Origin of the sequence: Chelatococcus sambhunathii, from assembly GCF_001418005.1 — a bacterium.
GTDB lineage: Bacteria > Pseudomonadota > Alphaproteobacteria > Rhizobiales > Beijerinckiaceae > Chelatococcus_A > Chelatococcus_A sambhunathii.
The window spans coordinates 194,111-213,487 of sequence record NZ_LIOL01000001.1; the positions used below are offsets into that span (position 1 = coordinate 194,111).

General features: G+C 69.0%; 18 protein-coding genes and 1 other RNA gene. 11 read left to right on the forward strand and 8 right to left on the reverse strand.

Features of this window, described 5'->3' with window-relative positions; genetic code table 11:
* Nucleotides 1-118: 118 nt before the first annotated feature.
* From ASC46_RS00985 to ASC46_RS00995, 3 genes are read right to left on the reverse strand one after another with little or no spacing between them, the layout of a single operon-like run.
* Entirely contained in the window at nucleotides 119-682 is a 564-nt protein-coding gene (locus ASC46_RS00985; RefSeq protein ID WP_055457436.1) for a dihydrofolate reductase, read from the reverse strand.
* Nucleotides 679-1,164, reverse strand: coding sequence for a GNAT family N-acetyltransferase (locus tag ASC46_RS00990; protein ID WP_055457437.1), 486 nt, complete (start codon nucleotides 1,162-1,164; stop codon nucleotides 679-681). The genes ASC46_RS00985 and ASC46_RS00990 overlap by 4 nt, the downstream gene beginning before the upstream one ends.
* Nucleotides 1,165-1,203: 39 nt before the next feature.
* Nucleotides 1,204-1,998, reverse strand: a complete 795-nt coding sequence (locus tag ASC46_RS00995) for a thymidylate synthase (protein WP_055457438.1) — start codon at nucleotides 1,996-1,998, stop codon at nucleotides 1,204-1,206.
* Between the two features lie 477 nt (nucleotides 1,999-2,475).
* On the opposite strand from ASC46_RS00995, the gene ssrA reads away from it, so the two are divergent.
* The 5 genes from ssrA (at nucleotide 2,476) to ASC46_RS01015 (ending at nucleotide 5,436) form a co-directional block, all read left to right on the forward strand.
* Nucleotides 2,476-2,831: a transfer-messenger RNA gene (gene ssrA, locus ASC46_RS20695) on the forward strand.
* Nucleotides 2,832-2,873: 42 nt separating this feature from the next.
* Nucleotides 2,874-3,473 (forward strand): SspB family protein, encoded by a 600-nt coding sequence (locus ASC46_RS01000; RefSeq protein WP_055457439.1) that lies wholly within the window; start codon nucleotides 2,874-2,876, stop codon nucleotides 3,471-3,473.
* An 88-nt stretch (nucleotides 3,474-3,561) separates the two neighbouring features.
* Nucleotides 3,562-5,001 carry a class II fumarate hydratase gene (fumC, locus tag ASC46_RS01005; protein ID WP_055457440.1) on the forward strand — a complete coding sequence of 480 codons (1,440 nt, stop codon included), beginning with the start codon at nucleotides 3,562-3,564 and terminating at the stop codon, nucleotides 4,999-5,001.
* A gap of 10 nt (nucleotides 5,002-5,011) precedes the next feature.
* Nucleotides 5,012-5,203, forward strand: a complete 192-nt coding sequence (locus ASC46_RS01010; RefSeq protein WP_055457441.1) for a DUF4169 family protein — start codon at nucleotides 5,012-5,014, stop codon at nucleotides 5,201-5,203.
* Complete coding sequence (locus tag ASC46_RS01015) at nucleotides 5,200-5,436, forward strand: ribbon-helix-helix domain-containing protein (protein WP_055457442.1); 237 nt, start codon at nucleotides 5,200-5,202, stop codon at nucleotides 5,434-5,436. The genes ASC46_RS01010 and ASC46_RS01015 overlap by 4 nt, the downstream gene beginning before the upstream one ends.
* Before the next feature lie 6 nt (nucleotides 5,437-5,442).
* On the opposite strand, the gene ASC46_RS01020 is transcribed toward ASC46_RS01015, so the two are convergent.
* From ASC46_RS01020 to ASC46_RS01030, 3 genes are all read right to left on the reverse strand, one after another.
* A complete protein-coding gene (locus tag ASC46_RS01020) occupies nucleotides 5,443-9,192 on the reverse strand; it encodes an AsmA family protein (protein ID WP_055457443.1) in 3,750 nt (1,249 codons plus the stop codon).
* A gap of 126 nt (nucleotides 9,193-9,318) precedes the next feature.
* Nucleotides 9,319-9,882: a toxin-activating lysine-acyltransferase gene (locus tag ASC46_RS01025; RefSeq protein ID WP_055457444.1), complete on the reverse strand. Its 564-nt coding sequence runs from the start codon at nucleotides 9,880-9,882 to the stop codon at nucleotides 9,319-9,321.
* 158 nt (nucleotides 9,883-10,040) lie between these two features.
* On the reverse strand, nucleotides 10,041-11,459 hold the full coding sequence (locus tag ASC46_RS01030) for an FAD-binding oxidoreductase (RefSeq protein ID WP_055457445.1): 1,419 nt from the start codon (nucleotides 11,457-11,459) through the stop codon (nucleotides 10,041-10,043).
* A 187-nt stretch (nucleotides 11,460-11,646) separates the two neighbouring features.
* Here ASC46_RS01030 and ASC46_RS01035 point away from each other — a divergent pair, with 187 nt between their 5' ends.
* On the forward strand, nucleotides 11,647-12,198 hold the full coding sequence (locus tag ASC46_RS01035) for a thioesterase family protein (RefSeq protein ID WP_245280432.1): 552 nt from the start codon (nucleotides 11,647-11,649) through the stop codon (nucleotides 12,196-12,198).
* Between the two features lie 6 nt (nucleotides 12,199-12,204).
* Here ASC46_RS01035 and ASC46_RS01040 read toward each other — a convergent pair whose 3' ends face one another.
* A complete protein-coding gene (locus ASC46_RS01040) occupies nucleotides 12,205-12,480 on the reverse strand; it encodes a hypothetical protein (protein WP_141659639.1) in 276 nt (91 codons plus the stop codon).
* 114 nt (nucleotides 12,481-12,594) lie between these two features.
* On the opposite strand from ASC46_RS01040, the gene ASC46_RS01045 reads away from it, so the two are divergent.
* The 5 genes from ASC46_RS01045 to ASC46_RS01065 are packed head-to-tail and all read left to right on the forward strand — an operon-like array spanning nucleotide 12,595 to nucleotide 17,262.
* Nucleotides 12,595-14,994, forward strand: coding sequence for an ATP-dependent helicase (locus ASC46_RS01045; protein WP_055457447.1), 2,400 nt, complete (start codon nucleotides 12,595-12,597; stop codon nucleotides 14,992-14,994).
* Between the two features lie 14 nt (nucleotides 14,995-15,008).
* Nucleotides 15,009-15,311, forward strand: coding sequence for an HlyU family transcriptional regulator (locus tag ASC46_RS01050; protein ID WP_055457448.1), 303 nt, complete (start codon nucleotides 15,009-15,011; stop codon nucleotides 15,309-15,311).
* 60 nt (nucleotides 15,312-15,371) lie between these two features.
* Complete coding sequence (locus ASC46_RS01055; protein ID WP_055457449.1) at nucleotides 15,372-16,235, forward strand: AraC family transcriptional regulator; 864 nt, start codon at nucleotides 15,372-15,374, stop codon at nucleotides 16,233-16,235.
* Nucleotides 16,232-16,963 (forward strand): AzlC family ABC transporter permease, encoded by a 732-nt coding sequence (locus ASC46_RS01060; protein ID WP_055457450.1) that lies wholly within the window; start codon nucleotides 16,232-16,234, stop codon nucleotides 16,961-16,963. Before ASC46_RS01055 ends, ASC46_RS01060 begins: the two co-directional genes overlap by 4 nt.
* Nucleotides 16,960-17,262, forward strand: coding sequence for an AzlD family protein (locus tag ASC46_RS01065; RefSeq protein WP_055457451.1), 303 nt, complete (start codon nucleotides 16,960-16,962; stop codon nucleotides 17,260-17,262). The genes ASC46_RS01060 and ASC46_RS01065 overlap by 4 nt, the downstream gene beginning before the upstream one ends.
* Nucleotides 17,263-17,443: 181 nt before the next feature.
* On the opposite strand, the gene ASC46_RS01070 is transcribed toward ASC46_RS01065, so the two are convergent.
* Nucleotides 17,444-19,270: an aminopeptidase P family protein gene (locus ASC46_RS01070; protein ID WP_055457452.1), complete on the reverse strand. Its 1,827-nt coding sequence runs from the start codon at nucleotides 19,268-19,270 to the stop codon at nucleotides 17,444-17,446.
* Nucleotides 19,271-19,377 lie beyond the last annotated feature (107 nt).

Here is a 19,377-nt window from a genome sequence, read left to right on the forward strand (position 1 = left end):
ACGTTCCTCACCTGTTTCCGGGCGGCCGCAGCCGCAGCGTTGCAACGATCCGCCAGCGTTGATGGGTTGTCCATCCCCGGCCTGTCAAGGTCGGAAGTGGGGAATGAAGCGCTGAACGTCAACGGTTTTCGACGGTTGGTGCCCCCGGCGACCGTTCACGTTTGCGCTTGTAGTTGATGAAGGTGAACGCGTGCTCGTCCTCGGCGCCGGCCGGGTGCGCCTCGCGGCTCGCCTCCGCGAAGATTTCCGGGTTGATCGCCGGGAACACGGCATCGCCGGCGGGAGCGGCATGGACGCGGGTGAGCAGGATCTCGTCCGCAAGCGGCAGGCACTCGGCGTAGACCTGCGCGCCCCCGGCGACCATCAACCGCCCGACACCGAGGCGGCGCGCCGCCTCCCGCCCGAGCGCCAGTGCCTCGTCAAGGCTCGATGCCCGCACGATGTCCGGTGGCAGTTCGCCGCCCCCGCGCGTCAGCACGATCGTCTCGCGGCCGGCGAGCGGCTTGCCGATCGATTCGAAGGTCTTGCGCCCCATCAGCACGGGATGGCCCATCGTCAGGCTGCGGAAGCGCCGCATGTCCGTGCGCAGCCGCCAGAGCAGCTGGTTGTCCCGGCCGATGACGTCGTTATCCGCGGCCGCAACGATGATGGCGAGCGCAACGGGTGCGCCACCCCCGCTCACGGCGCCTGCTCCGCCAGTTTCGCCAGCGCTTCGCCCGTGACGCGGCAGACGGTCCATTCATCCATCATGCGTGCGCCCTGGCGCTTGTAGAAGCCGATCGCGGGCTCGTTCCAGTCGAGCACCCACCACTCGAGCCGCCCGAGCCCCTCATCGACGCAGCGCCGGGCGAGATGGGAAAGGAGAGCCCTGCCGATGCCCTCGCCACGGAAGGCCGGACGCACGAAGAGGTCCTCGAGATAGAGGCCGTGCCGGCCGAGAAAGGTGGAGAAATTGTAGAACCACAGGGCAAAGCCCGCCGGCTCGCCCCGCCACTCGGCGATGTCGCAGAAGACGCGCGGATTGGCACCGAAGAGCGCCGCGCCGAGATCGCCCTCGGTCGCTTCGACCTCGTGGGCCAGCTTCTCGTAGTCAGCAAGCTCGCGCACGAGCGCCGCGATGAGGCCGAGATCGGCCGGTTGTGCAGGACGGATGACGAGGGACATCGCGGGTCTTCTTCGGTGAGCCTTCCGGGGCGGGAGCCCTCAAACGGCGACGGGCGCCCTGATGGCGGGATGGGGATCATAGTCCTCGATGACAATGTCCTCGAAGGTGAAGTCGAAGATCGAGCGCACCGCCGGGTTGAGCACGAGGCGCGGCAGCGGCCGCGGCGCGCGTGCAAGCTGCTCGCGCGCCTGGTCGAGGTGATTGAGGTAGAGATGCGCATCGCCGAAGGAATGGACGAAGTCGCCGGGCACGAGACCCGTGACCTGCGCCATCATCTGCGTCAGCAGGGCATAGCTCGCGATGTTGAAGGGCACGCCGAGGAAGACGTCCGCCGAGCGCTGGTAGAGCTGGCAGGACAGGCGCCCGTCGGCGACATGGAACTGGAACAGGCAGTGGCAGGGCGCCAGCGCCATCCTGTCGATCTCCGCCGGATTCCACGCGGACACGACAAGGCGCCGCGAATCGGGGTTGCGGCGGATTTCGTCCACCACCCAGGCGATCTGGTCCACCGTGCGCCCGTCGGCACCTTCCCACGCGCGCCACTGCTTGCCGTAGACCGGGCCGAGATTGCCGTTCTCGTCCGCCCATTCATCCCAGATGCTGACCTTGTTCTCCTGGAGATAGCGCACGTTGGTGTCGCCCTTCAGGAACCACAGCAGCTCGTGGACGATGGAACGCAGATGAAGCTTCTTGGTCGTGACGAGCGGAAAGCCCTCGGCAAGGTCGAAGCGCATCTGGTGGCCGAAGACGGACAAGGTGCCCGTCCCGGTCCGGTCGCTCTTGCGCGCGCCCTCGTCGAGCACGCGGCGCAGCAGGTCGAGATAAGCGCGCATCGTCGCCTCACGTGATTCCGTCCCGTCGAGGCATAGCATCGGCAGCGGCGCCGGTGAATGCCTCCGGCGCCGGCGAAGGCGGGTTGCGGGCCACGAAAGGACGAGCGCAGACGTTCATCCGCCTGCGCCCGGAGGCAACCGACTTTCACAATGAAGCCGTGGCGCCGCAATACACGAATGGCCGCCACGACAACGACCTGGTCAGAACAAAATTGTATGGTTATTGTTGTTTAATTATACACACATAATGCCAAAAAAGCACCCAAATAATGCTTCACACATCTCTCATGTCAACAAATATAACTTTAATAACTGAAATTTACTCATAAAATAAATAGCGACAACATATCTTCTCACGCGCGCTCTCGCAGGCTGCAGGGCTACAGCCCTGTCGGGAGGGCGTGGCAAGCTGCCGTTCGGATGGCATGTCGCCGGCCCTCCCTTGCCTGTCGGCAACTGCGCGAGAATGGCGCTCAAGGCCTTCCATCGGGCCGAGAAGGCCCCTATATTCTGGATGCCGTCGCAAGGCGGCTATGGCGATAAACGGCCATCGCAATAAACCCATCGGACCCGGGGGCGGTACCCGGCGCCTCCACCCAAACGCGAGCGGGCCTCGCGTTTCGGCGGGGGCGAAATAGGATCGACGAGGGTGTAAAGGGTGCGCTTTCGCTCGGCATGGTTCCGCCGTTATCGGGCCGAACTTATAGTTGCCAACGACAACTATGCTCCGGTCGCCGCGGCTGCGTAACGCAGCTTAGGTTACCGATCCAAAGTCCTGACGGTTAGCCCCGGCAGGCGGGGTTCGGAGGCACCTGGCAACAGAAGCCTCCACTTCCTTGTCAATCGCCGGCTCAGAAGGCATCGCTCCGGAACACATGGCGAAGGATCTCATCCGCTACGACCTGCTCGTCCAGGAGGCGCTCAGGGGCGTTGTGCGCAAGCTGCTGGCCGATGCCGTGCGCGACGGCCTGCCCGGCGACCACTATTTCTACATCTCCTTCCGCACCGATCATCCCGGCGTACGGCTGTCGAGCCGCCAGCGCGAGCGCTATCCGCACGAGATGACAATCGTGCTGCAGCACCAGTTCTGGGATCTTGCCGTCACGGACCAGGCCTTCGAGGTCGGCCTGTCGTTCCAGGGCGTGCCCGAGCGGCTGATGATCCCCTTCGAGGCCGTGGTCGGCTTCTACGACCCCTCGGTCCAGTTCGGCCTCAAGTTTGGCCAGGATGGCGAGACCGGCGAGGCCGAAGGCGGGGGACCGACACCGGCTGCCGCAGAGGTGCGAGACGCCCCCGAGCCGGCCGAGGTGATGCCCTCCGCGGAGAGGATCGAGACTCCGGCCGCAGAGGCGCCCAAGGCGGGGGAAAAGGCGACCGCCGCCGAGACACCGGTCGCGGAGCGCGAGCCCCAGGACAACGCGGACGGCAAGGGCGCCCAGGTGGTTAGCCTCGACGCCTTCCGCAAGAAGACCTGATGGGCCGGGCCGCTCCCGCTGCACGGTACCTCCGGCCGCTGCCACGCGAACTGCGCCTGTTCGCCCTTTGACGTGAAAGGCGACTGCCATGTCCGACTCATCCGGCAAGATCGCATCCGGCACGTTTTCCAAAGCGGAGAGCGCCGTTCGGCAGGAGGAGGACAGCTTCGGTCCCATCACCGTTCCGGCCGCCCGGTACTGGGGCGCCCAGACCCAGCGGTCGATCCAGAATTTCCGTATCGGCGACGAGCGCATGCCGCTGCCGCTCATCCATGCCCTCGCCCTCATCAAGCGCGTTGCTGCGGAAACCAACGGCGAATTGGGCCTTCTGGAGCCGCGCCTCGCGCAAGCCATCGCCGCCGCCGCCGACGAGATCCTCGAGGGGCGGCACGACGAGGAGTTTCCCCTCGTCGTCTGGCAGACCGGCTCGGGCACCCAGACCAACATGAACGTCAACGAGGTCATCGCCGGTCGCGCCAATGAGATCCTCGGCGCCGGCCGCGGCGGCAAGAGCCCGGTCCACCCCAACGACCATGTCAACCTCGGCCAGTCGTCGAACGACACCTTTCCGACGGCGCTCCACATCGCAGCGGCGACCGAGATCGAACGCCATCTGCTGCCGTCCCTCGCCCATCTCGGCGGCGTCATCGACGCCAAGGCCCGCGCCTTCGCGGACATCATCAAGATCGGCCGCACCCACCTGCAGGATGCGACGCCGGTGACGCTCGGTCAGGAATTCTCCGGCTATGCGGCGCAGATCGCGCTCGCCATGGATCAGATCCGCGCAGCGGAGCCGGGCCTCCTCTCCCTGGCCCAGGGCGGCACCGCCGTCGGCACCGGGCTCAATGCCCATCGCGACTTCGCCATGCGGTTCGCGGCCCGCGTCGCCGAGCACACGGGGCTCGCCTTCACCTCGGCACCGAACAAGTTCGCCGCCCTCGCCGGCCATGAGGCCGCCGTTTTCGCCCACGGCGCCCTGGCCAGCACCGCGACCGCCCTGTTCAAGATCGCCAACGACATCCGCCTGCTCGGATCGGGGCCGCGCTCGGGCCTCGGCGAGCTGTCGCTGCCCGAGAACGAGCCTGGTTCCTCGATCATGCCCGGCAAGGTCAACCCCACCCAGGCCGAGGCCATGACCATGGTCTGCGCCCAGGTGCTGGGCAACAACACCACCGTCGCCTTTGCGGCGAGCCAGGGACATTTCGAGCTCAATGTCTTCAAGCCGGTGATCGCCCATGCCCTGCTGCAGTCGATCCGCCTCCTGGGCGACGCGGCGACGAGCTTTGCCGACAATTGCGTCGCCGGCATCACCGCCAACGAGGCGCGCATCGGCGAGCTCATGGGCCGCTCGCTGATGCTTGTCACGGCGCTCGCACCGCATATCGGCTATGACAACGCGGCGAAGATCGCCAAGGCAGCCCACAGGAACGGAACGACGCTGCGCGAGGAGGCGCTGGCCTCCGGCCTCGTCCGCGCCGAGGACTTCGACCGCTGGGTCGACCCGTCGGGCATGCTCGGCCCGCGATAAGGAGGGCGTCATGGCCGACATCGTGAACCTGCGCATGGCCCGCAAGGCGAAGTCCCGCAGCCGGAAGGAGGCTGAGGCCGACGCCAATCGCGTCCGCTTTGGCCGGCCGAAGGCCGAGCGTCTCAAGACCGAGCGTGAGCAGGAGAGGTTGGCGCGAGCGCACGAGGGCCACCGGCTGACGACACCGGACGAAGACGCATGACGCCCCCCGGCCGCGCCGGCATCGTCAAGCGCTCGCTGGTGATCGCCGGGCACAGCACGAGCGTGTCGCTGGAAGAGCCGTTCTGGGCAGCGCTCAGGGAGATGGCTGCGGCGCGCGGCATGTCCGTCGCCCAGGCGGTCGCCGCCATCGACGAGGAGCGCGGCGGACGGAACCTGTCCTCCGCCGTTCGCGTGGCGGTGCTTGCCTATGTTCGGGACGCGGCGCGTGGCTGAGCTGTGTCAGCGGGCCGTCGGCCGGATATCGAGCGGCCCGCCCTGAGGAGACGGCGCGCGGACGGCTGGCGCCGTCGGAGCTCGGGGCGAGGCGTCACTGCCGCCCATGGGCGACACCGCCGTCACCCCTGCCCCATCCGGCTCAAACTCCGGCAGGCGATGGATAGCTGGAAGCTGAAGCTGTGTCGGCCCGCGCCCCTCCTGCGACTGCGGCTGCAGGCGGAACGGGGTTTCGGATGGGACAGGCGCCTGCTGCCGCTGGCTCTCCTCGCGTAGCAACTCCTCCAGCCGCCTCTGATCCTCCCGGCGCTGCAACTCCTGCTGCCGCTGCGCCTCCTCCTCGCGCCGCCTCGCTTCCTCTGCCGCCCGGCGCTCGGCCTCGCGGGCCCGCTGCTCGCGCTCCGCCCTGAGGCGGCGGTTGTGGAAGGCGCGCTCGCGCGCATCGGCCTCCATCGCCTCGATACGTTCGAGCTCGCGCACGATGCCGATGGCGGCAAGGCCATTGGCGAGGCTGCCCGCATCGAGGCTGCGCACCGGCGCATCGACCGGCCCCGACCAGACGGCCATGGCCTGGGGCGCCGGCCCGGTCCAGCCCTTGGGCGACGTCGCCGCGATGACGGTCGCGCGCAAGTCGACAGTGAGGCTGCGCAGGTCAAGCGTGCCAGAGAGTGTCCCTTCGGCCACGCCGGCTTGCGCCGGCATCGTCAGAGGGCCGAAGCGCAGGACGCCGCCCGACAGGCTGACGGGGCCAGACAGCTGCGGCAAAGGCCATGCGCCCGCGTCGAGCGCCTCGGCGAGCGCCGTCGTCACGGCCGGCAGGTCCGGCCGCAGCGTGTCGGCGGCGAGTGCCTGCGCAACCATGCGGGAGACGGCTGACGGATCGAGCCCCGAGATGGACGCATCCGCCACCGACAGGGTGGCGCCGCCGGCAAGATTGGCCACAAGCCGCGCCGGGCTTTCCCCGGCCGTGCCGATCTCGAAATCGCCGCTGAGGGTACCGGGAAGCCTCTGCCCGACGATGGCCGAAAGCGGAATGGCCGTGAGCTTGCCGCGCGCCGATATGGCGGCGAGGGAGCCTTCCCGGCGCATCGTCAGACTGGTCTCGATGCGGCCGCCCGAGAGCTCGCCATTGAGATCGTCGATGGAGAGCCCGGCCGGATGCAGCGACAACCGCAGCGCCGCATCGCGCAAAGTGAGCGTCGGCGTCAGGGCCAGGCTGCCGGCGGTCAGCGTCAGGGCCCCGTCGACAGGCGGGGCGGCGGCACCAAGGCGCTCGCCAGACCATGCGCGCCCCTCGGGCGCCATGGGCAGGGGGCCTAGCGCGAGCGTCGCGACATCGGCGAGCGCCAAACGCTCGAAATGGACCGCCCCCTCAAGACGACCGCCCTCGTCCACCGTCAGGCGCCCGTGCAGCGGAACGCCGCCCGCCGTCGCCGCAAGGTTGACGAGCGACAACCCCTTGCTGCCGAGCGTCGCATCGGCGGTCAGTTCGAGCGGCAATGCCCCCGCGCCCGGCAAGGGCCGCGCCAGCACCTCCGCGAGCCGACCGAGGTCGCCCGCCTTCATCGTCACCCGCCCCGCGAACAGCGGCGCCGTCTCGGAAAAGCTGAAGGTTCCCTCGCCGGATAGGCTGGCCCCGGCAGCCGCGAGCGAGAAGCGCCCGGCCATGTCGTCGAGCGAAGGGCCGCGCGCCGAGACCGACAGGCGCCCGCCCTCGCCGTCCGGCAGGGGCAGGACATCGAAGCCGAGTTGCCCGAGCAGCTGCGCCCCGTCGCCGGCCCCGAGGCTGATCTCAAGCTCCGCGCCGACCCCTGAAGCGGGCGGCAGCGACAGCCCCATGTCCACCTCGGTGTCGCCGATCCTGCCGTCGGCCTTGACGAAGAGCGGCGCACCCGCATCCACGCGCCCCGCTTCGAGCCTGAGGCGGAGCGCCCTGCCGTCCGCGACCGCGCGCGTCAGTACGGCCGCGGCGCGCGCCGGCAGGAAGCGGGCAGCGAGCGCGGCGAGCGCCTGCGGACGGTCGGCGTCGATGGTCGCGCCCAGCCTCCCGCCAGCGGCATCGATGCGCCCTTGCGCCTCGATCTGTGCGCCGCCGAAACCCGATGCATTGAGATATTCGACCACGATGCCCTGCGATCCGGCCTCCACGAGGGCACTGAGGCGACCGAGCGCATCGCCGCCGGGCGCACCGAGCCCAAGATCGCGCGCATCGAGCGACAGGCCGATGTCGGCGCCGGAAGCCAGGGCGAGCAGCCCGTCGAATTGTGGCAGGGCGGCGATATCGACCCTGCTCGCCGTCACCTCGGCCTCGTAGCGCGGGCGCCCGCCGCTGCCATCCGCGGGCATGAAACGGATCGCGCCGCCGACCTCCGCCTCACCCGCCTTCACGGCGATGTTGCGCGCGCCGATGCTGCCGTGATCGAGCGCGAGCTCGGCGCTGGCGGACAATCGCGGCAGGCCCGCGAGCGCTTCGGCCAGCGACTGCGGCGCCCCCATGCGCACTAGCGCCCGCGCGAACACCAGCGGCTGGCCGCTGTCGAGCGAAATGGACCCCGTTCCCGAGATGTCGTGCTTCGGCCCGCCGAGCGGGATGAGCCCCTCGCCGCGTGCCGCGATGCGGGTTTCCCCCGGCAGCCCGAGATCGAACCGGGACAGGGCGAGGACGTCCCCGTCGCGATGCAATCCGGCCGTGAGCGGGCCGAACTCCTCGCCCGCGATCGCCAATGCCTCGAGCGACAGGTCGAGGTAGAGCGGCAGTTGCGCAAGCACGGTGGCCGCGTGAAGCCCGAGCGCGCCGTCGTCGATCCGCTCGCGCAGCACGTCGAGGTCGACGCGCCGGCCGCCGAGGCTCGCCCGGAGGGCCGGCCGGCCGCCGAGGTCGAGCGTCGCCGTGCCCGTCAGCGCAAGGTCCTTGCTGCCCTCGCCGTGGGTGACGTCAAGCGTGAGATCGCGCGCCGAAAGGCTGCGGATGTCGCCTTCCACGGCGCCGGAGAGCATGATCTGGCGGGGCTCTCCGGTGCCGGCCAAGGGTTCGGCGTATCGCACGGTGGCCGCAAGACCGGGCAGCAATCGCCCGCTGAGCCCCTCGGCGAGCTTCAGCACGCCATCGACGTCAAGAAGGCCTCCAGCCGCGGCACGGCCCAGCACGGCCTTGAGCCGCATGTCGCCGCCGTTTTCGCGCACCCCGGTCGCGATGCGCAGCGGCACGCCCTGCACCTCGCCCTCGATTCGCCACGGCCCCGCGAGGCTCGCCGCCACGACCTCAGCCTCGATGTCGCCGATGCGCGCGATCTCGCTGCCGGTTGCAGCTTCCACGCGGATCTCGCCGCGCGAAATGCCGAGACGCTCGATGGCGATCTCCACGTTTGCAGCGGAGACGGAGCGCGGGCGCGGCACGGCGAGTGCCCCGTCCTCCCCGACACGCACCGTGAGTACCGGCGCATTGAGCGCGGCCTCGATCACCCGCACCTCACCCTTGACGAGCGGCATGGGCGCGACCTCGACCGATACGCTCCGGGCGGAGAGCCGGGCCCCGCCGCTCTCGCCGAGGCTCACGTCGCTCAGCATGATCTCCGGCGTCGGCAGCAGACGCAGCTCGATGGCACCGCCCGTCCGCACTGGCAGCCCGAGGGCCTCGCCCAGCACGCCCTCCACCTCGCCGCGATGCGCCTCCCAGTCGATGAAATAGGGCACCGCGAGAGCCGCGCTCAACACAAGGATGAGGAGGATGGCAAAGACCGTCAGAAAGTCGCGCACGCTCGTGGGCTCGGCTGATCGAGGTTTTCACCTCACTTTAGCGGATTTGACGGCGCGGCTATGGCGAGCCTTGCATCGCCAACCGCGGCTCGGCCCTTCCATCTCTGGCACGACAACGGGGCAAGCTCAATGGACCGGGCGCCGGCCGATGATTTCGCCAGCGTCGCCGGGCAGCAGCCACCGCCTCGCCGCGTCTCCCGCCATGAAGCGGGCGTGGCGCGCAGCAAGCGCGGCGAGCGCTTCGCCGGATCCCGGTTGCGTCTTCCCGGCTTCCTGCACCTTCCACATGTGCACGCACCGCCAGCCCCCGCCCGGCCCCCGACGCAGACGGCGCAGGCTGCGGCCGGAAAAGACGGTGCCCCGCAGGTCGCGGACGACGGGCAAAGCCTTGCCCGGCGCTGCCACGAGATCGACCAGCCACAGCTCATCACCTGCATCGAAATCCGCTTCGACGAGTTCGCGCCCGCCCGTCAGGAGCCCATCGGCCGCCTCTCGCGTCAGATAGGCCCAGGTGGCGAAGGCCTGCGGTTCCCCGTCGGCAAGGTAGAATTTGATCTGCCCGCGTGAAATGGCCGGCACGAGGCGCCGCTCGATATCTTGAAGGCGCATGTCGCGATACCGTGGCGAGCGCGGCAGCAGGGAAATCGCGGCGCCGAGCGCCTGCTGCTCCCAGAAACGGGTTGCCTTCATCTGAAAACGATCTTGCTTTGAAAATAGAGAGGCGATCACAATGCGCGCCTCTATAGCCCAACCCGATCGCATAAAGAAGAAGCAGAATGTCGGGTCCCGGCCTTGTGATTGCCGTCGGGGCGGGGCGGAGAAGCAATACGCCTCCCCACACCGGGCCTTCACGAGCGCGGCGGCAGCGTCTTGCCGGGATTCATGATGTTGAGGGGGTCAAGCGCGGCCTTGAGCGTGTGCATCACCGCGAGCGCCGGCGCGCCATGCTCCTCGACGAGATAGACCATCTTCTTCTGACCGACGCCATGCTCGCCGGTGCAAGTGCCGCCCATGGCGATGGCGCGACGCACGAGCCGGTCGATGAAGCCCTTCACCCGCTCCACCTCGTCCGCATTGTCGAGGTCGAGGAGAGGCTGGCAATGGAAATTGCCGTCGCCCACATGGCCGGCAATTGGCGAGATGAGGCCGCTCGCCTCGATGTCGCGCTTCGTCTCGTCAACACATTCGGCGAGGCGGGAGATCGGCACGCACACGTCGGTGGCAACCGAGCGTGCGCCGGGCCGCAGCGCCAGCGCCGCCCAATAGGCGTCGTGCCGTGCCTGCCAGAGGCGGGAGCGATCCTCGGGCTGGGTCGCCCAGTCGAAGGCGCCGCCTTCGAACTCCGCCGCGATCTCGCCGAAGCGCTCCGCCTGCTCCTTCACGCCCGCTTCCGTGCCGTGGAACTCGACGAAGAGCATCGGCGTCTCCTGGAGGCCAAGCTTGGCGTGCAGATTGACGCCGCGAATCATCACCTCGTCGAGCAGCTCGATGCGGGCAACCGGCAGGCCCATCTGGATCGTGGCGATGACGGCGTCGCACGCGGCCTTCACGGAGGGGAACGGGCATACGCCGGCCGACACCGCCTCGGGAATGCCGACGAGCTTCAGCGTGACCTCGGTGATGACGCCGAGCGTGCCCTCGGAGCCCACGTAGAGCCGCGTCAGATCATAGCCGGCTGAAGTCTTGCGGGCGCGCGTCGAGGTCTTGACGATCTCGCCCGCCGGCGTGACCACCGTGAGCGCCAGCACATTGTCCTTCATCGTGCCGTAGCGGACCGCATTGGTGCCTGAGGCCCGCGTCGCCGCCATGCCGCCGAGAGAGGCGTCCGCCCCCGGATCGATGGGGAAGAAGAGCCCCTGGTCGCGCAGGTGCTCGTTGAGCTCCTTGCGCGTGACGCCCGCCTCCACCGTGCAGTCGAGGTCCTCCGCATGGACGGCGATGATGCGCTTCATGCGGCTCATGTCGATGGACACGCCGCCGTAGGGAGCATTGACATGGCCTTCGAGCGAGGTGCCCGTACCGAAGGGGATGACGGGCATGCGATGCGCCGCGCATAGCCGCACGATCTCCGCGACTTCCTCGGTGTTCTCGGGGAAGACCACAGCGTCAGGCGGCTGGTTAGGGATCCACGTGAGGGTATGGCCGTGCTGCTCGCGCACGGCCTGACTCGTGACGAGGCGGTTGCCGAAGCGCTCGGCGAGCGCGGCGACGACGGCCGCCACGGTCGTCTCGTCCGGTCTTGCCGGCTGTTCTGCGGCGGAGGTCATGCGCGAATCCTCGGGCTATTGCTCATGGGCTCGAGCGCATCTTCTATGCCCTTGCGCCGCGCACAAGTGCGCATTCGTCGCAAGGCGACACGATTCGTTAGGTTTGCATTCAGGTTGGAATGCTTAAACTTTGATCCTGGGGTGCCTCGCCCGGCGCCCGGCAGCCAGCACGATCCGGAGAGGTTCCTTGCGCAACCCGGCAGACGCACCGGCCCTGTTCTTTGCCCCCTTCGTCTCCTCGACCATGCGGGCGGAGGCGCACTGGATCGACTATAACGGCCACCTTAACGCCGCCTACTACAACGTCTTCTTCGACCGGGCGGTGGACGAGGCGTTCGGGCTCGTCGGCCTCGGCCCCGGCTATGTCGAGGAGCGCAAGGCCTCCTTCTTCGTGGTCGAGAGCCATATCCGCTACCGGCGCGAGCTGCGCGAGAACGACCCGGTCCGCGTCACGCTGCAACTCCTCGCCTTCGACGAGAAGCGCATCCACTATTTCATGGAGCTGCATCACGCCGCCGAAGGCTGGCTGGCGGCCTCCTGCGAGAACCTGTCGCTGCACGTCGACATGCGCACGCGCAAGGTAGCGGCCTTCCCGCCGGACATCCTGGCGAACCTCGCCGTCATGCGTGCGGCGCATGCCCGTCTTCCGCATCCGGAAGACGCCGGCAGGTCCATCACCATGCCGGAGCGGGGCGAGGACGAGTACGAGCCTCAGATCGCCTCCGGCACCCGCCACTGAGCGACATCAGCAGCGCGGGCATTCCATCGTGCGCAGGGGCTGCTGAAAGCGGTCGATCTGCTGCTGCTGCCGCATCTGGTTGAATTCGAACTGCTGCTGCTGCCGGTCCTGCGAACGCTGCAGCTCGCGCGTCACATCGCGGTCAGACTGGCGATATTGCCGCTCTACGCGGTTGAGGGCCCCTTCCTGGCCGTGCGCCGGCAGCGGACCGGCGGCGAGGCCGATCATGAGCGCCGCGCCCGCGGCAAGGGCCGGCGCGAGCAACACCATTCTGCGGGGCATCCTGTCCACTCCTCTCATCATGCCCCCTATATAGGGGCCGCATGCCTCCCCTCCTAGGCCGGCGAGTGACCGCGACACTCGACGCCGTTCGCCTTTTGGTCCATGGTCCGACCGATGACTCGCGTACCCACACAGGGCCCTGCGTCCGGCCCCGACGATCTCGCCCACACGCCCCGCCCCGGCTCGCTCGCCGCCCGGGCGCGCGCGGCCGCCGCGCCGACGCCCTACCTCTCCGGTCTCAATGCCGAGCAGCGTCGGGCGGTGGAGGCGACCGAAGGCCCGGTCCTCGTGCTCGCGGGCGCCGGAACGGGCAAGACGCGCGTCCTGACGACGCGCATCGCCCATCTCATCGCGACCGGGCTCGCCTGGCCGTCAGGCATCCTCGCCGTGACCTTCACCAACAAGGCCGCGCGCGAGATGAAGGAGCGCGTCGCCCACCTCGTCGGCCCCGCGGCGGAGGGCATGCCCTGGCTCGGCACCTTTCACGCCATCGGCACCAAGATCCTGCGCCGTCACGCCGAGCTCGTCGGGCTCAAGTCCGACTTCACCATCCTCGACGTCGACGACCAGATCCGGCTGCTGAAACAGGTGCTGCAGGCCGAGAACATCGACGACAAGCGCTGGCCGGCCCGCCAGCTCGCCAGCCTCATCGACGGCTGGAAGAACCGCGCCCTGCAGCCCGCGAAGGTACCGCACGGCGAGGCCGCCGCCTTCGCCCACGGGCGCGGCGCGGAACTCTATGCGCTCTATGAGGAGCGGCTGAAGATCCTCAACGCGGCGGATTTCGGCGACCTGCTGCTGGAATCGATCCGGCTCTTCCAGGAGCATCCCGACGTCCTCGCCGACTACCAGCGCCGCTTCCGCTACATCCTCGTCGACGAGTACCAGGACACCAACGTCGCCCAGTACCTGTGGCTGCGCCTCGTTGCCCAGGCACACCGCAACCTGTGCTGCGTCGGCGACGACGACCAGTCCATCTACGGCTGGCGCGGCGCGGAGGTGGACAACATCCTGCGCTTCGAGCACGACTTCCCCGGCGCCACCGTGGTGCGGCTCGAGCGCAACTATCGCTCCACCGGCCATATCCTTGCCGCCGCTTCGCATCTCATCGCGCATAACGAGGGTCGCCTCGGCAAGACCCTGCGCACCGAGGACGAGCCGGGCGAGAAGGTCACCGTCACCGGTGCCTGGGATTCGGAGGAGGAGGCCCGCCTCATCGGCGAGGAGATCGAGGCCTTGCAGGGAAAGGGCCATCCGCTCTCCGAAATGGCCGTGCTCGTGCGTATCTCGGCGCAAATGCGCGAGATCGAGGACCGCTTCGTCCAGCTCGGCCTGCCCTACCGCGTCATCGGCGGCCCGCGCTTCTACGAGCGCATGGAGATCCGCGACGCCCTCGCCTATCTGCGCTGCGTCGTGCAGCCGGCCGACGACCTCGCCTTCGAGCGCATCGTCAATACGCCGAAGCGCGGCCTGGGTGATGCCACGCTGCAGGTGCTGCACGCCCATGCCCGCGCTGCGCGCATCCCGCTCATGGAGGCGGCGCGCTTCATCGTCGAGACCGAGGAGTTGAAGCCGAAGCCGCGCAGGACGCTGCGCGACCTCCTCGCCAATTTCTCGCGCTGGTCGCAGAGCCTCGAGGCGACGCCCCACACCGAGCTCGCCGAGACGGTGCTGGAGGAATCGGGCTATACTGAGATGTGGCAGAAGGACCGCTCGGCCGAGGCCGCGGGCCGGCTCGAAAACCTCAAGGAGCTCGTCCGCTCGCTCGAGGAATTCCCCGACCTGCCGAGCTTCCTCGAACATGTCTCGCTCGTCATGGACGCGGTCGAGAGCGACAGCGACGACCGCGTCAGCATCATGACCCTGCACGCCGCCAAGGGGCTCGAGTTCGACACCGTCTTCCTGCCCGGCTGGGAGGAAGGGCTGTTCCCGAACCAGCGCGCCCTCGACGAGAGCGGCCGTGCCGGCCTCGAGGAGGAGCGGCGCCTCGCTCATGTCGGCCTCACGCGGGCGCGGCGCCGGGCCAAGCTCTATTTTGCCTCCAACCGCCGCATCCACGGCCTGTGGAATTCGACCATCCCGAGCCGCTTCATCGACGAATTGCCGGAGGCGAGCGTCGAGGTGACCGAAGCGCCGGCTGCCTATACCTACGGCAGCTACGGCCAGAGCCGCTTCGACATGGCCGAGCCCTTCCGCTCCTCCTATGCGACGCCGGGCTGGCAGCGCGCGCAGGCCAACAGCGCCGGCTGGGGCGGTGGACGCGGCGGCCAATCCGGCAGCTTCGCGTCGGGGCGCGGCGCCGGCGCGAGGCGTGGCGGACCGTTGATGATCGAGGGCGAACTCGTCGCCAAGTCGACGGGAACAGCCTCGGCCTTCGGCACGGGCGACCGTGTGTTCCATCTCAAGTTCGGTCCCGGCACGGTCGCGGCTGTGGACGGCAACAAGCTCACCGTCGATTTCGACAAGGCCGGCCGCAAGATGGTGCTCGACAGTTTCGTCGAACGCGGCAGCTGAGGGGAGACGAGCCAATGAGCTTTTGGAAGGGACTTTTGGGCGGGCTCTTCGGCGGCGGGCGGGAGGCCTCGCCCGAGGATGCGCCTGCGGGCGAGGCCGTGGAATACAAGGGCTTCCGCATCCGCCCCGCGCCCTACCCCGCCGGCGCCCAGTTCCAGACCGCCGGCATCATCGAGAAGGAGATCGGCGGCGAGACGAAGGAATATCGCTTCGTGCGCGCCGAGACCCACGCGAGCCGCGGCGACGCGGAGAATTTCGCGCTCACCAAGGGCCGGCAGATCATCGACGAGCAGGGCGAGCGCATCTTCAAGGATTGAGATCGCTTGCATCACTTTTGTTCAAGACCGGCCTCGAGCGCTTTCGCGTATGATGGCGGCATGGATACGGTGACTCAGGAAGAGGCTGTTGCGGCGACGCCGCTCGCGGATGACGAGCGGGCGCGTTTCTTCGCGGCTTCGCCCTTCGGCGGGCTGGAGTGCCTGACCGCCACCTTCCGCTTGCATCGCTACGCTCCGCATGCGCACGAGACCTATGCCGTCGGCGCCATCCTCGCGGGCTGCGAGACCTTCTCCAGCCGCCGGGGCCGCGGCTATGCGGGACCGGGTGAACTCGTCTTCATGAACCCGCACGAGGTTCACGACGGCGCCCCGCACGACGGCGGCTATGCCTACCGCATGAGCTATCCGTCCATCGAGACGCTGGGCGCCGTCGCCGCGGAAGTCAGCGGGCGCTCAGACGTGGGCATCCCCTTCTTCCCGCAGCCCGTGGTGCACGATCCGGCCGGCTTCGCCCTCTTCGTGGAGGCCCATGTGGCCCTCCAGGAGGATGAGGACGCCCTCAAGGGCGCCGAACTCCTCTACAGGTTCCTGTCCCTCGTCATCGTGCGCCATGCCCGCCTGCCCGCGCGCGAGCCCGGGCGTGAGCACGGCCCCGTCGCGCGCGTCAAGGCGCTGCTCGGCGAGCGTTTCGCCGAGCCCCTCACGCTGGAAGACCTGGCAGCGGAGGCGCGCCTGTCACGCCATCATCTCATCCGCGCCTTCGCGCGCGAGACGGGGATGACCCCGCACGCCTTTCTCGTCAATCGCCGCATCAATGCCGCCGAAACCCTGCTGCGCGCCGGGCTTTCGCCGGCCGAGGTGGCGCAGGCGACGGGCTTTGCCGATCAGAGCCACCTCACCCGCGCCTTCAAGCTGCGCCGCGGCGTCACGCCCGGCGCCTACCGCATGGCCTTTGCCCGATGAACAAGCCCTTTGCGCCCTCGGCGCCGGTCGACATGGCGCGCGAGCGCGCGGCCGGCATTCGCGACATCATGCCCGTGATGGTCGCCGCCGCCCCCATCGGCCTCCTGTTCGGCGCCCTGTGCGCCGGCAAGGGGCTGAGCCCGGCCGAGGCCGGCCTCATGTCCGTCCTCGTCTTCGCCGGCGGAGCCCAGTTCGCGGCGCTCGAACTGTGGACGTGGCCGGTGCCCATCGCCACGCTCGCCTTCTCGACCCTGCTCATCAACGCCCGCCACATCCTCATGGGTGCCTCGCTGGCGCCGAAGATGCGCAGCTTCTCCCTCGGCCAGAAGCTCGCCGGCTTCTACGTCCTCACCGACGAATCCTGGGCGCTGGCCGAGCGGCGGGCGAAGGACCGGCCGCTCACCCCGGCCTACTGGTTCGCAGTCGCGGGACTGCTGCCCCTCTCCTGGGTGGGCGCAACCATCGCCGGGGCCGTCCTCGGCTCGTTCCTGGGCGATCCGGCGCGCATCGGCGCGGATTTCGCCTTCACCGCGCTTTTCATCGGCCTCATCGCCGGCTTCTGGAACGGCCGCGTCAGCGCCGCCGCCATCGGCGCGAGCGCCGCCGTCTCGGCCGCCACCTATTTCGCCTTCGGCCCGCCGTGGCACGTGGCGGCCGGCGCACTCACCGGCATCGCCGCCGCCTATGTCGCCGCCCCCGCCGGCGAGGAGCCTCCGGAGGCCGCATGACCATCGACCCGACCACGCTCGCCGCCATCCTCGCGATGGCGGTGATCACCTACCTCACGCGCATCGCCGGCATCTTCCTCGTCGGACGGCTCGCCCTCTCCGGCCGCGCCAAGGCGGCCTTCGACGCCATCCCGCCGGCGGTGCTCGTCGCCGTCATCGCACCGACCGCGCTCGCCACCGGCTGGCCGGAGACGCTCGCCGCCCTCGTCACCGCCGTGGCCGCGACGCGCCTGCCCCTCCTCGCCACCATCGCCGTAGGTGTCGCGAGCGTGGTCCTGCTGCGGATGATCGCGGGATAGGCACGGCAGCCGCGATTTTCAGCCATCATGCCCGCGCTTAGCACACGAAAACGGGGAACAGCGGCGCGCAACCTCCTCGCCCGCCTTGGCCGGGCTTGTCCCAGCCATCCACGCCTTTCGGCCGAGTGCAAGCATGGCGTGGATGCCCGCGACAAGCGCGGGCATAACGGAAAGCCCGCGCTCAGCCCCCAACCGTCCGTGTCGCCTCTACCAGCCACGCCCGGTCCGCGCCCTCGAGCGCCGGCATCAGCGCCTCGCGCACGCGGGCATGGTAGGCGTCGAGCCACGCACGCTCTTCGTCGCTCAGCAGCGAAGGCTCGACCAGCGCGAGGTCGATCGGTGCCAGCGTCAGCGTCTCGAAGCCGAGCATCGGCCGGTCGGCGCCGGGCATGTCCCGCTCCTCGACGAGGACGAGATTCTCGATGCGGATGCCGTATTCGCCTTCCTTGTAGTAACCCGGCTCGTTGGAGAGGATGACGCCCGGCTCGAGCGGCGTCGTGCCGAGCTTGGAGATGCGGTGCGGCCCCTCGTGCACCGAGAGGAAGGCGCCGACGCCGTGGCCCGTGCCGTGGTCGAAGTCGAGCCCCGCCTCCCACAGCGGCCGGCGCGCGAAGCTGTCGAGCTGCGCGCCGCTGGTGCCCTTCGGGAAGACCGCCGTGGCGATGGCGATATGACCCTTGAGCACGCGGGTGAAGCGCTCCCGCATCTCCGCGCTCGGCGTGCCAACGGCGAGGGTGCGCGTGATGTCCGTCGTGCCGTCCTCGTATTGCGCGCCGGAATCGATGAGGAAAATGCCTTCACCGATGCGGCGGTTGCTCGCCATCGTGACATGGTAATGCGGCAGGGCCGCATTCGGCCCGGCGCCGGCGATGGTGTCGAAGGAGATGTCGACGAGCGCGTTCGTCTCGGCGCGGAAATTCTCCAGCGCGACCGCGGCGTCGATCTCCGTGAGGCTACCGCCGGGCGCCTCGCGGGCAAACCAGGCGAGGAAGCGGGTGACCGCCACGGCGTCGCGGCGCTGTGCGGCACGGGCGCCGGCCTTCTCCGCCTCGTTCTTGACCGCCTTCATGAGGCTGATCGGATCATCGCCCACATCAGCCGTGCCGCCAGCGGCGCTCACCGTCTCGCGCAAGGCCGCCGCCGCCGTCGCCGCGTCGAGCCGCACGCGCCGCCCGCCGGCGGCCGCCGTGGCGAGCGCGGCGAGCAAAGTGTCAGGCGAGGCAATGTCGGCGAGCGGCGCCAGCGCCTCGCGCAGCTCCGTCCCGATCTTGTCCTCGTCGATGAAGATTGTTGCCCGGCCGCCGCGCGGCACGAGCGCATAGCCGAGGGCCAGCGGCGTATGGGCGACGTCAGCCCCCCGCAGGTTGAAGAGCCAGGCGAGATTATGCGGATCGCTGACGACGAGGGCATCGCTGCGCGCCTTCGCTAGCTTCTCGTTGAGCTGCGACAGCTTGTCGGCAGCGGAGACGCCGGCGAAGATGAGCGGATAGGGCCGCGCCGGGGCTCGCGGCGGTACCGGACGGTCGCTCCAGATGGCATCGACGGGATTGTCGGCCACCGGCACCAGCGTGCCGCCCGCGTCCTCGGCCGCGCGGGCGAGCCTGTCCACCGCCGCGGGGGTGTGCAGCCATGGATCGTAACCGAGCTTCGCCCCCTGCGGCAGGTTCTCGCCGATCCAGGCCGCTGGCGGCATTTCGTTGCTCGCAACCGGTGCGAAAAGCTCGGTGTCGACCTGCTCGCGCACCTGCAGCGTATAGCGCCCGTCGACGAAGATCGCCGCCTTGTCCATAAGCACCACGGCCGTGCCGGCCGAGCCGCCGAAGCCCGTCAGCCAGGCGAGCCGCTCCGCATGGGGCGGCACGTATTCGCCCTGGTGCTCGTCGGCGCGCGGCACGACGAAGCCGTCGAGGCCCCGGCGGCGCAATTCATGCCGCAGCGCAGCAAGATGCGGCCCGCAGGCGGCCGGGTCGCGATCGTTGTCGAAGGCCTGAAAGCGGCTCTGCCTCATCAGCTTCGGGCTCCCTCATGCAAATGTTTCATATGTAACCGGTTTTTGGCATCGCGCGCCCAATGCGGCGGCAGCGTCGCACAATTGTCATGCACCTCACGCTGCTC

Excerpts from the sequence above, each read along its gene's own strand:
- ASC46_RS00990 (WP_055457437.1), bottom strand. The coding sequence starts at position 1,164 with ATGTCCCTCGTCATCCGTCCTGCACAACCGGCCGATCTCGGCCTCATC.
- ASC46_RS00995 (WP_055457438.1), bottom strand. The coding sequence starts at position 1,998 with ATGCGCGCTTATCTCGACCTGCTGCGCCGCGTGCTCGACGAGGGCGCG.
- ASC46_RS01000 (WP_055457439.1), top strand. The coding sequence starts at position 2,874 with ATGGCGAAGGATCTCATCCGCTACGACCTGCTCGTCCAGGAGGCGCTC.
- fumC (WP_055457440.1), top strand. The coding sequence starts at position 3,562 with ATGTCCGACTCATCCGGCAAGATCGCATCCGGCACGTTTTCCAAAGCG.
- ASC46_RS01010 (WP_055457441.1), top strand. The coding sequence starts at position 5,012 with ATGGCCGACATCGTGAACCTGCGCATGGCCCGCAAGGCGAAGTCCCGC.
- ASC46_RS01015 (WP_055457442.1), top strand. The coding sequence starts at position 5,200 with ATGACGCCCCCCGGCCGCGCCGGCATCGTCAAGCGCTCGCTGGTGATC.
- ASC46_RS01025 (WP_055457444.1), bottom strand. The coding sequence starts at position 9,882 with ATGAAGGCAACCCGTTTCTGGGAGCAGCAGGCGCTCGGCGCCGCGATT.
- ASC46_RS01030 (WP_055457445.1), bottom strand. The coding sequence starts at position 11,459 with ATGACCTCCGCCGCAGAACAGCCGGCAAGACCGGACGAGACGACCGTG.
- ASC46_RS01040 (WP_141659639.1), bottom strand. The coding sequence starts at position 12,480 with ATGCCCCGCAGAATGGTGTTGCTCGCGCCGGCCCTTGCCGCGGGCGCG.
- ASC46_RS01045 (WP_055457447.1), top strand. The coding sequence starts at position 12,595 with ATGACTCGCGTACCCACACAGGGCCCTGCGTCCGGCCCCGACGATCTC.
- ASC46_RS01050 (WP_055457448.1), top strand. The coding sequence starts at position 15,009 with ATGAGCTTTTGGAAGGGACTTTTGGGCGGGCTCTTCGGCGGCGGGCGG.
- ASC46_RS01055 (WP_055457449.1), top strand. The coding sequence starts at position 15,372 with ATGGATACGGTGACTCAGGAAGAGGCTGTTGCGGCGACGCCGCTCGCG.
- ASC46_RS01060 (WP_055457450.1), top strand. The coding sequence starts at position 16,232 with ATGAACAAGCCCTTTGCGCCCTCGGCGCCGGTCGACATGGCGCGCGAG.
- ASC46_RS01065 (WP_055457451.1), top strand. The coding sequence starts at position 16,960 with ATGACCATCGACCCGACCACGCTCGCCGCCATCCTCGCGATGGCGGTG.
- ASC46_RS01070 (WP_055457452.1), bottom strand. The coding sequence starts at position 19,270 with ATGAGGCAGAGCCGCTTTCAGGCCTTCGACAACGATCGCGACCCGGCC.